Genomic DNA, 13419 nt, shown 5'->3' with positions numbered 1-13419 from the left:
ACGGTACGGGTATTAGCGCCCACAAAATAGGTAAGGAAAAAAGAAGCACCCAAATAATCGCGTGAGAGGCCATGCCGGTACCGGGGCGATATCGTTATTTCATCTTCATCCTGTCGCTCGTCGGGCTGCTTCAGGGCACGGCCGGCAGACCCCTGCGGGCGCAGGAGGCGCCGGCGCGCTACACGTTCCGGATCGTCGACCGCCCGCTGGATGAGGCGCTGGCGACCTTCATGGACGCGACGCACCTCGGCGTCATCTTCGCCTCGGAGCTGGTGGCCGGCAAACGGGCAACCTGCGCCATCGACAACGCGCCGGCGGCGGAGGGCCTCCGCTGCATCCTCAACGGCACCGGGCTGACGTTCGAACGCTACGCCAGCGGGACCTATACGCTGAAGCCGGCATCCACCGAATCGGACGCCACGGGGTCGAAGACCCCGGTGCGTAAATCGACCCTGAGCGGCTATGTCCGCGACGTGGCCTCCGGCGAGTCGCTCATCGGCGCGGCCGTGTTCGATATCGACCGGAAGGTGGGGGCGACGAGCAACGCGTACGGGTTCTACAGCCTCACGCTCCCGGCCGGCCCGGCCCGGCTCGTCGTTTCGTATCTCGGATTCGATCCGGTGGCGTTCGATCTGGATCTCGCCGCGGATCGCGAACTCAACATCGAACTCAGCCCGTCCTCTATCTCGCTTGACACCCTGCTCGTCGAGGCGGCGCGCTCGGAAGCCCTCGAGACGACGACCCAGATGAGCGTCAGCCGGGTGCCGGTGGAGCAGATCCTGTCCATGCCGGCCTTGCTCGGCGAGGTAGACGTCATGCGCGCGATCCAGATGCTCCCCGGCGTGCAGTCGGGCAACGAGGGCAGCACCGGCCTGTATGTCCGCGGCGGTAGCCCGGACCAGAACCTGATCCTGATCGACGGGGCGCCGGTCTACAACGCAAGCCATCTGTTCGGCTTTCTGTCGGTCTTTAACGCGGATGCGATCCGCAATGTGCAACTGACCAAAGGCGGCTTTCCGGCGCGCTACGGGGGCCGGCTGTCGTCCGTGCTCGAGATGAGCATGAAAGAAGGCAACGAACGCGTCTATTCCGGGCAGTTCGCCGTGGGCGTCGTCAGCGCGCATGCGCTGCTGGAAGGGCCGCTGGTCAGGAACCGCTCGTCGTTCATGGTCGCCGCGCGGCGCAGCTTCGTCGACCTCTTCACGGCGTCGCTCCTGACCGACCAACCGCGCTATTACCTCTATGACGTCAACGCCAAGGTCAACTACACCTTCTCCCGCCGCGACCGCGTGTACGGCAGTTTCTATACCGGGAACGACGTCTTCCACCAGACGCAGCGGAGTGAGTACTCCGCGCCGAACACGGCGGATGGCACCCTGACCGACGTCACGAACAGCGGGCTGGTCTGGGGAAATACGCTCGCCACGTTTCGCTGGAATCATCTGTTCAGCAACCGGCTGTTCAGCAATGTGCTGGTGTTGCACAGCGACTATCATTTCCGGATCTCGGAAGAGGAGCGGCTCGCGCTGACGCGGGCCGGCAGCACCGTGACGGACCGGTCGCTGCTGCGATATGCTTCGGGCGTGCGGGATGTCTCGACGCGCATCGATTTCGAATACCAGCCGGCGCCGGCACACTATGTCCGCTTCGGCGCCTCGGGGACGCTGCACCGGTACCTGACCGGCGCGTTGCAGTACAGGGAGCAGCAGGTGGGCGAGGTCGCGCGCGACACCTCCCTGATCGCCGCGCCCCGCGTCGCGGCCGGCGAGTTTCAGGTGTATGCCGAGGACGACTGGACCGTGGGGCCCCGGGCGAGCGTCAACGCCGGCGTGCACGCTTCGGCGTTCGACGTCCAGGACGGAGGTTACGCGTCCGTCGAGCCCCGGCTCTCGTTCCGGTTTTCGCTGGCCGAGCGGTGGTCGGTCAAGGCGTCGTTCGCGGCCATGACGCAGTACCTCCACCTGCTGACGAACGCCGGCCTCGGCCTGCCGACCGATCTCTGGGTGCCATCCACCACCCTGGTGCGCCCCCAGCGTTCGCAGCAGACGGCGCTCGGGCTCGCCCACACGATGCGGGGAGGCTACGAGGTCAGCATCGAGTCGTACTACAAGCGGATGTCCCACCTGATCGAATACCGCGAGGGCGCCAGCTTTCTGGGCGTCGGCAAGGGCTGGGAGCAAAACGTTACGTCGGGGGAGGGCCGCTCGTACGGTGTCGAATGGTTCCTGCAGAAAAAAACGGGGCGCACCACGGGATGGCTCGGCTACACGCTGGCCTGGTCGGACCGGGCGTTCGAGGCGCTGAATTTCGGGCGGACGTTTCCCTACAAGTTCGACCGCCGGCACGACCTCGCCATCACCCTCGCCCACGACCTCACGAGGCGGTGGCGGCTCTCCGGATCCTGGGTCTACGGCTCGGGCAACGCCATCACCCTCCCGACCGCCCGGTATCTGGCAGACGGCATCCGCATCTTCGAATTGCCGAACTCCGCCTCGATCGACAACAACACGCAATACGACTACATCGAACGGCGCAACGGCCTGCGGATGCGGGCCTACCATCGCCTCGACCTCGGGGTCGAGTACACCTGGCAGAAGCGTCGCGTCAAACAGGCCTGGAGCGCTTCCGTCTTTAATGTTTACAACCGCCAGAACCCGTTTTTCTACTATCGCGACGACGACTACGTCCTCGCGGCGGGCGATGGCGGTCCGGGCGACGGGTTGAATGTGATCACGAAGTCCCAGATCAAGCAACAGAGCCTGTTTCCCATCATTCCTTCCGTCAGTTACCGTCTTTCCTTCTGATGAAGCGCCCGACCCTATCCATCCGGTTTGCCACGCTGGCGGCGGCGGTTGCCCTGCTCGCCGGCTGTGAGTCCGTCGTCGACATCGACCTGCCGGCGTACGATCCTCAGCTCGTCGTCATCGGTTCCTTCTCCCCGGGCGGCCCGTGGGACGTCCAGGTCACGCACAGCGTGGCGGTCCTCGACTCCGCGCTGATCGAGCCCATTGCGGACGCGACCGTGGAGATCTGGCAGGGAGATACCCGCCTTGCGCTGCTTCCCCACACGCCCCGGTATGTCGCGCTTTTTCAAACGTCCTTCGCCGGCTACTATATTGCCGATGCCCCGTCTCCGCAGGTCGGCGTGCCGTACACGCTGCGCGTCTCTGCGCCAGGCTATGCGTCGGTCGAGGCCATCAGCGCGGTGCCGGCGCCCGTGGCCATCGCCTCGCATACCTTTCAGGATTCCGTGCTGTTCGATCAGAACGGCCCCGAAGCGAGCATCGGCGAAATGCGGATCCGCCTCGTCGATCCCGGCGACGCGCGCACCTATTACCGGCTGCGCGTGCAGGTGGAAACGGCGGACGGCGCCGGCTTCTTTCCCGCACAGTTCGATGTGAACCAGGACATCCGAAGCGCCTACGGTCGGGATGCCAACCTGGGTTTCGGATCGGATCAGTACGTGCTGCCCCTCACGGAGCGCATCGTGTTCGACGATGCTTTTTTCGATGGACAGACGTACGAGCTGCAGGTACGCTTCTTTACGACCGATCTGTTCGGCCTCTCGTTCGCCGGGGACGAAGGCTCCCGCTCCCCCGGATTCGTCCGGCTGCTGGTCGACACGATCACGGAGGCGGATTACCGCGCCGAGCGTTCGCGCGACCTGCAGGATCAGCAGCGCGACAACCCGTTTTCGGAGCCGGTCCCGATCTTTACCAATGTTCGGGACGGACTCGGTCTGTTCGCCGGCTTCCATACCGTTTTTGATGAGCGGCTCGAACTGACTCCTTTTTCGTTCGACCGCGAATTCGGCCGGGCCGATTCCCATCCCTGATGCCGAACCTGTTCGATATCGACGCCTGCACCGCGCTGTTCTCGCAGCACTACCCGGATCTCGTGCGCTATGCGCGGAGCATCGCGGGCGATGCCGGGGGAGCAGAGGATGCCGTGCAGGATGCCTTCCTGCGGCTCTGGAAACGGCGTGAAACGATCGACCCCGAGCGCTCGGTGCGCTCGCTCCTCTACCGCGCCGTCCGCAACCTCGTGCTGAACGAGGCCCGCGACGCGGCCCTTCATCGCGACCTCCTCAAGGACATGCAACCGAACGGACACGCGCCCATGCCCGACGCGGCCGCCGGCGCCGGACTCATTGGCGACCGGATGCGCGGCTGGATCGGCGAGCTGCCGGAACGCCGGCGCGAGGCCTTCGAGCTCAGCCGGTTCTACGGACTCAGCTACGACGAAATTGCCGGCATCATGGGCGTCTCGAAGAAGACGGTGGAAAACCATATCCGCCTCGCGCTCCAGCATCTGCGCGACCGCCTGCACCAGTTCGATCCTCACCTGCTCCGCACATGAAAGCAACCGACGAACGCCCCGACGCCTCGATCCCGCCCGACATGGACGTCTGGCTCCGCGAACTGGCTCCCGCCGAACGGGGCGAGCTCGAACAGGCCTGGGCACTCGCGAGCCTGGCGGAGGAGCCTCCCCCCTCCGAGGCCCAGGTCGCCGCGGCGACAGCCCGCTTCCGGCAGGAACTCGAACGCACGTCGTCTCCGGCGGATCGGCCTCCCGCGACCCGGCGTCGCGGCGTCCGCCTCGCCGGCTGGAGCGTAATGCTCGTCGCCTGCGTCCTCCTGGCGCTCTGGTTCTTTGTTCGGCCGCACACGCTGGTCGCGCCGGCGGGCGAGCGCCTGCGCGTCACCCTGGCCGACGGCTCCCGGGCCGAACTCAACGGCGGCTCGACGCTGCGCTACCGGCGCGGCCTGCTCGGCGGCGTCCGCCGGGTCGCGCTCGACGGGGAGGCCTATTTCGACGTGACGCACGACGGCCGCCCGTTCGCCGTGACGACCGCCAACGCCGAAATCGAGGTGATGGGCACTGCCTTCGGCGTGTCGTCGTGGGGGGCGGAAGAGGCGATGACGGAGGTGATGCTGGAGGAAGGCGCCGTCCGCGTGCGGTCGGGGGGCGGGTCCGTGGATCTGACGCCCGGCCGATCGACGCGCGTCGCTGGCGAGGGGCCGCCGTCGGAGCCGGCGTCCTTCAACGCGGCGATGGCGTTTGCGTGGCGGACCGGCGGCATCGCCTTCGACCGCGCCACGCTGGCGGAGATCACCGGCGCCCTCGCGCGGCGGTTTGGCGTGGCGATCGAGCTGACTCCGCCACTCGCGGCAGACAGCCTGCGGATCACGCTGCTCCTGCCGGAGGCCACGTCGCCGGCGATCGTGCTGGACGACCTGTGCCGGTTTAGCGGCTGCGCGGTAGAATCGACACCGGCCGGCTACATCCTCACCAGGACCCCCTGACGATCAGCCGCTCTCAGCCCGTGAAGTAGGTCCATACCGCGATAACGATGACGGCGAGCACCATCGTGAACCCGAGGTCGCGCCGGCGCCAGCCTTCGTCCGACGGCAGCGCCGTCGTGTGGTCGACGGTGGCGAAGGTGAGGTCGTGCACCTTGTCGGCCGGCGGCGGATCGGTCATCAGGCTGACGCCCACGAGCACGGCCACGCAGATGACGAACAGGAAGGCCGCGAAGTGGAGGAAGTTGATGTCCGCGAAGGTGAACAGGAATCCGTCGAGGCTATCCTTGGACAGCTCGGCGACGAGCCGGCCCATCCCCAGCACAAACCCCGTCAGCAGCGACGCCATCGCCCCTCTGGCGTTGACGCGCTTCCACAGGATCCCCATCAGAAAGACGGCGGCGATGGGCGGGGCGATATAGCCCTGCACGCTCTGCAGGTACACAAAGATCTGCCCCGAGATCTTGCCCATGAACGGAATCCACGCCATCCCCAGGATCACCATCAGCACCGTCGCGACCTGGCCGACGCGCACCAGGGCGTGATCCGGCGTTTCGGGTTTCCACTTCTTGTAGATATCCCACGCGATGAGCGTCGAGCACGAGTTGAAGACCGAGGACAGGGAACTCATCAGGGCGGCGAGCAGGCCGGCCACGACCAGACCCCGCAAGCCGGCGGGGAGGAGGACGCCGATCAGCGTCGGCAGGGCGGCGTCGGAACGCTCCAGCTGGATCTCGCCCGATTGCGCCAGCACGTAGGCGATGATGCCCGGGACCACGAAGATGAACAGGGGCAACTGCTTCAGCAGGCCGCCGAAGATGGTGCCGCGCCGCGCGTTGTCGACATTCTGCGCCGAGAGGACACGCTGCACGATGAACTGGTCGGTACACCAGTACCAGACGCCGAGGATGGGCGCGCCGAAGACGATGCCCGTCCAGGGGAAGTCGGGGTCCGTCATCGGCTTCCAGACGCTGAAGAAGCCGGTGCCGGCGGCGGCGTACATGTTGTCCCAGCCGCCGATCTCGTTCAGGCCCACGACGGTGACGGTGAGGGCGCCGCCGATCAGGACGAACATCTGCAGCATGTCCGTATACAACACCGCACGCAGCCCGCCGAACACGGTGTAGATGCCGGTGAAGAGTGTGATCAGGATGGCGCCGGTCCACATGTCGATGCCCATCAGCGCCTCGAAGACGATGCCGCCGGCGGCGATGGTGATCGAGATCTTGGTGAGGATATACCCGACGATCGAGATGCCGGCGAGGTACCCGCGCGACCACTTGTCGTACCGGCGCTCCAGAAACTCGGGCATGGTGAACACGCCGCTCTTGAGGTAGAAGGGGACGAAAACCCAGCCGAGCAACAGGAGGATGATGGAGGCGAGAATCTCAAACTGTCCGACGGCCACGCCGCTTGCGGCGCCCGTGCCGGCGAGCCCGATGATGTGCTCGGCGCCGATGTTGGAGGCGAACAGGGAGGCGCCGATGACGAACCAGCCGGCGTTGCGACCGGCGAGGAAGTAGCCGGCGGAGGTCTGTTCGCCTTGCTTCTCTTTGCGGCCTACGCCAAAGGCCACGGCGAACACGGCCACGAAGTAGGCGGCGATGATCACCCAGTCCAGGGTGCTAATGATCTCCATGATGATCTCAGAAGCGCACCGGGTGGATCGGGATGCGCGGTTCGTAACGCTAGGGGGGCTTGAAGCGCCTCTATCTTACAGATTATTAGCCAGTAAGTCTACGTTTTAGCGGATCACGGCCGGTGAAGATTGGTAGAGCATCCCCCGGCGTCGCCGGCCCGAACGTTTACCGAAACAACGCAAGATCGACATGACTTCGCCCGCGTCCGAACCGGATCGCATCTACGCCGCCCCTCTCGGGCAGGTGCCGGATTTCGTCTTCGATGCGTCCGTCGCGGCCGTCTTTCCGGATATGATCGCGCGCTCGGTGCCTGGCTACGCCGGCATCCTGTCCATGCTCTCGCTGCTGGCGCGGCGTCATGCGCTGCCGGCGTCGGTCTGCTACGACCTCGGATGTTCGCTCGGCGCCTCCACGCTGGCGATGCGCCGGGGCATCGCCCACGCGGCGTGCCGGATCGTGGCGGTGGATAACGCCGAGTCGATGGCGGCCGGCTGCCGGAAGGCCGTCGAGGCGGAGCGCGGGGTGCCGGTCGAGGTGCGCTGCGCCGACATCGAAGACGTCGCGATCGAACAGGCCTCGCTGGTGGTGATGAACTTCACCCTGCAGTTCATTCCCCTCGATCGGAGGGAGCCGCTGCTGCGGCGCATCCGGGCCGGCATGGTGCCCGGCGGCGCGCTGGTGCTCTCTGAAAAAGTCGCCTTCGCCGACGCCCGGCAGCAGGAGATCATGACGGCGCTCCATCACGACTTCAAGCGCGCCAACGGCTACAGCGACCTCGAGATCAGCCAGAAACGCGCCGCGCTGGAGCGGGTGCTGATTCCCGAGACGATCGACACGCACCGGGAACGCCTCGCGCGCGCCGGGTTCTCGGCCAGCTTTGTCTGGCACCAGGCGCTCAACTTCGTCTCGATGCTCGCGCTGCCATGATCGACTACGCCCCGCTCTACGAACGGCTAATGACCACGCCGATGGCCGGCTGGCTGGATACGCTTCGTGCGCAGGTCGGAGAGCGCCTGGCGGAAGAGCGGCATGGCGACCTGGCCGGCTGGATCGCCGCGCTCGACGCGCTGCCGCGGGCCCGGCCCTCGTCGATCGATCTGACGTCGGCGAGCGTCCGCATCGGCGGGGCGGACGATCTGGACGACGAAGGCCGGCGCCGCCTCGTCGACGGGTTGCAGGTACTGCATCCGTGGCGCAAAGGGCCGTTCGACCTGTTCGGCGTGCGGATCGACACCGAGTGGAGGTCCGACTGGAAGTGGGATCGCCTCGCGCCGCATGTCGCGCCGCTGCGGGGGCGGCGCATCCTGGATGTCGGCTGCGGCAACGGGTATCACGCGTGGCGGATGGCCGGCGCAGGCGCGGATCTCGTCGTGGGGATCGATCCGTACCTGGTGTTTGTCGCCCAGTTTGCCGCGATGCGGCGGTATGCGCCGGAACCTCCCGTTCACGTGCTGCCGCTGGGCATCGAGGAGCTGCCCCCGGGGTTGACCGGGTTCGATACGGTGTTTTCGATGGGCGTCCTGCACCACCGCCGCTCGCCCATGGATCACCTGCTGCAACTCAAGTCGCTGCTGCGGCCGGGTGGCGAGCTGGTGCTGGAGACGCTGGTCATCGAAGGGCCCAACGGCGCCACGCTGGTGCCGGTGGACCGGTATGCGCGGATGCGCAACATCTGGTTCCTGCCCACGCCGCAGACGCTGGCCGGCTGGCTGCGGCGCTGCGGGTATCGCCACGTTCGCGTAGTCGATGTCGCCCCGACGCGCACCGAAGAGCAACGCCGCACAGCCTGGATGCGCTTCGATTCCCTCGCCGAAGCCCTCGATCCCCACGACGCGACGCGAACCATCGATGGCCACCCCGCCCCCATCCGCGCCGTACTGCTAGCCGAAACCCCATCATAACCCCCGTCAAGCGCTCGCTATCCGCTCGCAATGACGGGAGGCGGTAAAAAACCCAGTCATCCCGAGTCGCGATGGAATCGCGGAAATCCGAGGGACCTCCCGGCCTTGCACAGCGTCCCGCCAGACCGAATTCAAGGCCGGGCGGTCCCTCGTCAAGCGCTCGCTATCCGCTCGCGATGACGGGAGGCGGTAAAAAACCCAGTCATCCCGAGCCGCGATGAAATCGCGGAGATCCGAGGGACCTCCCGGCCTTGCACAGCGTGTTGCCATGCCGTGCGGTCCCTCGTCAAGCGCTCGCTATCCGCTCGCGCTGCTCGGGATGACGGGGCGCGGCAATCCGAGGGACCCCCCGGCCTTGCACAGCGTGTTGCCATGCCGGGAGGTCCCTCGTCAAGCGCTCGCTATCCGCTCGCGCTGCTCGGGATGACGGGGCGCGGCAATCCGAGGGACTCCCCGGCCTTGCAAAGCCTCGCATTTTTAATGCACACGGTACGCGGGCGGTCATTTTTGTGTCTAGCAGGTGCAAAAACCCTGGTAAAGACATGGCCCGCAGCTTTTATGTGTACATCCTGAGCAATCGCCGGCGCACGGTGCTATACACCGGTATCACCAACAATCTGGCATACCGGCTGCAGAGACATCTCTCGGGAAAAGGAAGTGCTTTTACATCCAAATACCGGGCGACAGACCTGGTCTACGCCGAGGCATTCGAGAATCCGAGTGAAGCCATCGCACGGGAGAAACAGATCAAGTCATGGCGGCGAGAGAAAAAGCTCGCATTGATACTGAAGGAAAACCCCCACATGAATGATTTAAAGGGGGACCTGATTTGAGCGACCGATGCCTCCTCTTAAACCCCGTCATCCCGAGCCGCGATGCAATCGCGGAATTCCGAGGGACCCCCCAGCCTTTCACACGTGTTGCCAGTCCGTGCGGTCCCTCGTCAAGCGCTCGCTGCGCGCTCGCGCTGCTCGGGATGACGGGGTGCGGTAAAAAACCCAGTCATCCCGAGCCGCGATGGAATCGCGGAAACCCGAGGGACCCCCCGGCCTTGCACAGCGTGTTGCCATGCCGGGCGGTCCCTCGTCAAGCGCTCGCTGCGCGCTCGCGCTGCTCGGGATGACGGGGGCGCGGAAACCCGAGGGACCTCCCGGCGAAGCACAGCGTGTTGCCATGCCGGGAGGTCCCTTGTCAAGTGCTCGCTGCGCGCTCGCGCTGCTCGGGATGACGGGAGGGGGCCAACGCTAGCGCAGCAGGGTCATGGTGCCGGTCTGTGCGCTGCCCTGGGCTTCTATCCGGTAGAAGTAGATCCCGCTCGGCATGGCCTCGCCGGCGGAGCCGGTTGCATCCCAGCGGAGTTGCGTGTCGCCGGCGGAGACCGCGCCGCGGAATAGTTCGGTTACGCGGCGGCCCAGCGCGTCGTAGATCGTGACGGTGACGGTCATCGGCTCGGCGACCGAGAAGGCGATTTGCGTTTCCGGGTTGAACGGGTTCGGGTAGTTGCCTCGCAACGCGATGCCGGCCGGAAGCTCGGGATCGCGGTCAACCCCCACGCTGGTGCCCGCGACGAGCGCGAAGTTGATCTCGAAGCGCCCCGCGCTCAGTTCCAGGTTGGCCGCCGCGTCGAGGGTGGCGGCGCCGTCGTGGAATCGGCTGGCGTAGCCGGGATGCGCGGCCTTGAGGCGGATACCCGCGCCCGGTGTAACGCCGGCGATCTCGTACATCCCGTCGGCATGGGTGCGGACGGAACTCAGCACATCGCCCGACGCATTAAGCGCGTAAACCGTCGCGCCGTCGATCGCGTCACCACTCGCGTCCGTCACCTGGCCGAAAATGTAGCTGCTGTTTTCCGGGCTCGCGCCATCGTCTTCAGGCGATGCGCGGTAATAGACCGGCATCAGGTCGAAGTCGATGCCGGCAAGCTGCGCGCCGTTGCGCACGGAAAGCCGCGTCGCGTCGGACGGCTCGTAGGTGTCGTCGAAGTATTCGAGGGCATGGTATGGGGCGAAGCTCCAGACGACGTACTCGCCCTCCGGTAGCGCGGCGAACTCATAGGCGCCCCGCGTGTCGGCGATCGCCGTAAAGATGCGGTTCGGGTCGTCATCCACCATGGCCTGGACGATGGCGAAGTCGAGGGCGACGCTGTCCTGCGTCGTGACCTGCCCGGCGATGGCGCCTTCACCCTCTTCCACCCGCATCAGCGCGAGGGCTGCACGGGTCGTCTCACCGCCCACGATCTCGACGATGTACCCCGATACGCCGGCGGGGTCGATGTTTTCGATCATCCGCCCGCCCTGCGCGAACACATTCACGAAGTACGTCCCGTTCGGCAGGCCGGCAATCTCGAACTCGCCCGAGTCGAGCGTAAGCGTGTAATACGGAACGGGGTTTATGGGCCACGCGGCGTAGTCCCAGTAGTAGGGAGATACCTCGACATAGGCGCCGCCGGCCGGGGTGTTGTCGTCGAAGGTGACGACGCCGGCCAGCGTGCCGTAGATCGAACGCACGTCGAGCTTGAAGTTTATCTCGTCGCGTACATCGCCGTCGGCCAGTTCGATCGGCGTGGCGTCGGCCGGCGTGTCCGCGCCGTCAAACCATTGCGCCGCATAGCCGCCTTCCTCCCAGTAGGAGGCATTGACGGTGTAGGTGCCAGCCGGGAGGTAGTCGAACCGGTAGGCGCCCAGGCTGTCCGTCTGCGTTTGCTGTTCGGCATACCAGACCGGATCGTCCGGACGCGCCGCGTCGCTGGCCCAGGAGACCGTCACGTAGGCGCCGGCCAGCGCGCGGCCGTCCACATGGTGCACGGTGCCCGAGATCGACGCCGCGCCCTGGGTGAGGGGCAGCTTGAAGTCGACCTCCGCCGGGTCGGACATCCCGTCCTTCAAAACGACCGGTTCCGCGCCCACGAACGACGGCGAGTCCGGCCACCATCGTTCGATGCACTGCCAGAACAGGCAGGATGAGGTCCAGACATAATATTCGCCATCGATCAGCCGCTGAATGGTGTACCGGCCGTCGCTGTCCGTCATCCCGAAGGCCATCCCGAATCCGATATCCATGGGATAGACGTAGCTTCCGGGCGATGAGAAGACGTAGGCGCCCGCGACCGGATGGCCATCCTGATCCACGACTCGCCCCTCGATGACGCCGTCGGCGCGGGGCAGCGTGAAGTCGATGCCGGCGGTCGTCTCATTCTCCTGCACGTCGACCGGCGTGGCTTCTTCCCAGCGGTAGACCTGATCATACCAGATCGTCGTGTAAAACACGTCGGTCCAGTAATCGAGCGCTACGCGATAGGAGCCGACGGGGATGTTCTCGAACGTATAGGTGCCGTTTTCGTCGGTGCGGGCGAAGGCGGAGAGGTAGATGGGCACGTCGCTGAACGGTTCGAGGCGCAGATACGCTTCGCGCGCCGGCTCGCCGTCGGCGGTGGTCACCGTGCCGGAGATGCTACCCGTGGTGCCCACGAGGTCGAGCTCGAAGTCGATGCCGGGCGTATCGCGTCCGTTCTCGACGGCGACCGGCGTGGCGTCCTCGATCCGCGTCACGCCGTCATACCAGGCATAGACAGTGAACCACTGGCCGTATGCCTGCGCCTGCACCAGGTACTGGCCGGCACTCAGGCCGGTCACCGTGAAGCGTCCCTCCTCGTCCGTGCCGGCCCAGTAAATGGGATCGATATACATCGAGTCCGGCGGCATCGTGAAGTCGGTCTGTACGTAGATCGAGGCGTTGGGAATGGGGCTGCCGTCCGGGGAAGAGACGGTGCCCGAGATGGACCCGCTGCGTTCGAGCCGAAAATCGATGCCCGAGACCGTCGCGTCGGATCCAACGGGCACGGCGGTGGCGAGGTCCATGCGCTCGACGCCGTCGTAGAACTGGTGAAAATAGCCGGCCGCCCAGGCTTCCACGATGTAGTTGCCGGCGTACAGGTTGTCGATGCGGTACGTGCCGTCGGCGTCGGTCGTGACCGTCGTCCCCCGATAGGGCTGATCGCGCGGATAGACGACGACCTCGGCGCGCGCAAGCGGCGTTGCTCCGTCGGCGGCGAAGACGGTCCCTTCGATGGCGCCCGAGCCCACCTGGAGCGGCTCGAGGAAGAAGTCGATGCCTTCCATCACGAGGTCGGGCCCTACGGGAATCTGCTCGGCGTTGAAGAGGTCGTAGGACTGGCGGAAGAACTGGGCCTGGTATCCGTCGGCGCCGGCCATGAGGTAATATTCGCCGGGCGACAGGTTCATGGCGCGGTACGCCCCGTCCGCGTCTACCGGCACGAGCTGCCAGGCGGTCGGGTTGTCCAGCAACCGCGCCGCCACCACCAGCACCCAGGCGCTGGCCGGGTCGGCCGGCCCCTGCACGATGCCGGCGACGACGCCGACGCCTACCGAGTCGTCTGCGGCCTGTTTGGCGGCGTCGTTGGCGGCCGGCATGCCGGCAAGTTCCGCTCGGATGACGTGCAGGGCGCGCATGGCCTCCTGCCGTTGTGCGGGGTCAATTGACGGCGTGGATTGCGCCGAGGCTTCCCGGCCGCCGAGCAGTGCCAGGAAAAGAAGAGCAAGGGCTAGATGTCGCATG

9 protein-coding genes are annotated in these 13419 nt (G+C 66.0%); 7 read left to right on the top strand and 2 right to left on the bottom strand.

From position 1 onward, the window contains the following. The first annotated feature begins 71 nt into the window (after positions 1–71). The 4 genes from R2834_18115 to R2834_18100 are packed head-to-tail and all read left to right on the top strand — an operon-like array spanning position 72 to position 5306. Positions 72–2804 carry a TonB-dependent receptor gene (locus tag R2834_18115; GenBank protein MEZ4702255.1) on the top strand — a complete coding sequence of 911 codons (2733 nt, stop codon included), beginning with the start codon at positions 72–74 and terminating at the stop codon, positions 2802–2804. Then, entirely contained in the window at positions 2804–3835 is a 1032-nt protein-coding gene (locus R2834_18110; protein MEZ4702254.1) for a DUF4249 domain-containing protein, read from the top strand. Before R2834_18115 ends, R2834_18110 begins: the two co-directional genes overlap by 1 nt. Further along, positions 3835–4359 (top strand): RNA polymerase sigma-70 factor, encoded by a 525-nt coding sequence (locus R2834_18105; protein MEZ4702253.1) that lies wholly within the window; start codon positions 3835–3837, stop codon positions 4357–4359. The genes R2834_18110 and R2834_18105 overlap by 1 nt, the downstream gene beginning before the upstream one ends. Further along, positions 4356–5306, top strand: a complete 951-nt coding sequence (locus R2834_18100; GenBank protein MEZ4702252.1) for a FecR domain-containing protein — start codon at positions 4356–4358, stop codon at positions 5304–5306. Before R2834_18105 ends, R2834_18100 begins: the two co-directional genes overlap by 4 nt. A gap of 13 nt (positions 5307–5319) precedes the next feature. Here the strand turns inward: R2834_18100 and R2834_18095 are convergent, their stop codons facing one another. Further along, a complete protein-coding gene (locus R2834_18095) occupies positions 5320–6942 on the bottom strand; it encodes a sodium:solute symporter (protein MEZ4702251.1) in 1623 nt (540 codons plus the stop codon). A gap of 190 nt (positions 6943–7132) precedes the next feature. Between R2834_18095 and cmoA the strand changes: the two genes are divergently transcribed. From cmoA to R2834_18080, 3 genes are all read left to right on the top strand, one after another. Beyond that, entirely contained in the window at positions 7133–7870 is a 738-nt protein-coding gene (gene cmoA, locus R2834_18090) for a carboxy-S-adenosyl-L-methionine synthase CmoA (protein ID MEZ4702250.1), read from the top strand. Beyond that, a complete protein-coding gene (gene cmoB, locus R2834_18085; GenBank protein MEZ4702249.1) occupies positions 7867–8844 on the top strand; it encodes a tRNA 5-methoxyuridine(34)/uridine 5-oxyacetic acid(34) synthase CmoB in 978 nt (325 codons plus the stop codon). The genes cmoA and cmoB overlap by 4 nt, the downstream gene beginning before the upstream one ends. Before the next feature lie 542 nt (positions 8845–9386). Beyond that, positions 9387–9677, top strand: a complete 291-nt coding sequence (locus R2834_18080) for a GIY-YIG nuclease family protein (GenBank protein ID MEZ4702248.1) — start codon at positions 9387–9389, stop codon at positions 9675–9677. A gap of 411 nt (positions 9678–10088) precedes the next feature. Here the strand turns inward: R2834_18080 and R2834_18075 are convergent, their stop codons facing one another. Next, the gene (locus tag R2834_18075; GenBank protein ID MEZ4702247.1) at positions 10089–13418 is read right to left on the bottom strand and encodes a carboxypeptidase regulatory-like domain-containing protein; all 3330 of its coding nucleotides are present in this window, start codon (positions 13416–13418) and stop codon (positions 10089–10091) included. Position 13419: the final 1 nt, after the last annotated feature.

This window comes from Rhodothermales bacterium (assembly GCA_041391505.1).
Lineage (GTDB): Bacteria > Bacteroidota > Rhodothermia > Rhodothermales > JAHQVL01 > JAWKNW01.
This window is presented reverse-complemented; position numbering and strand designations above follow the sequence as displayed.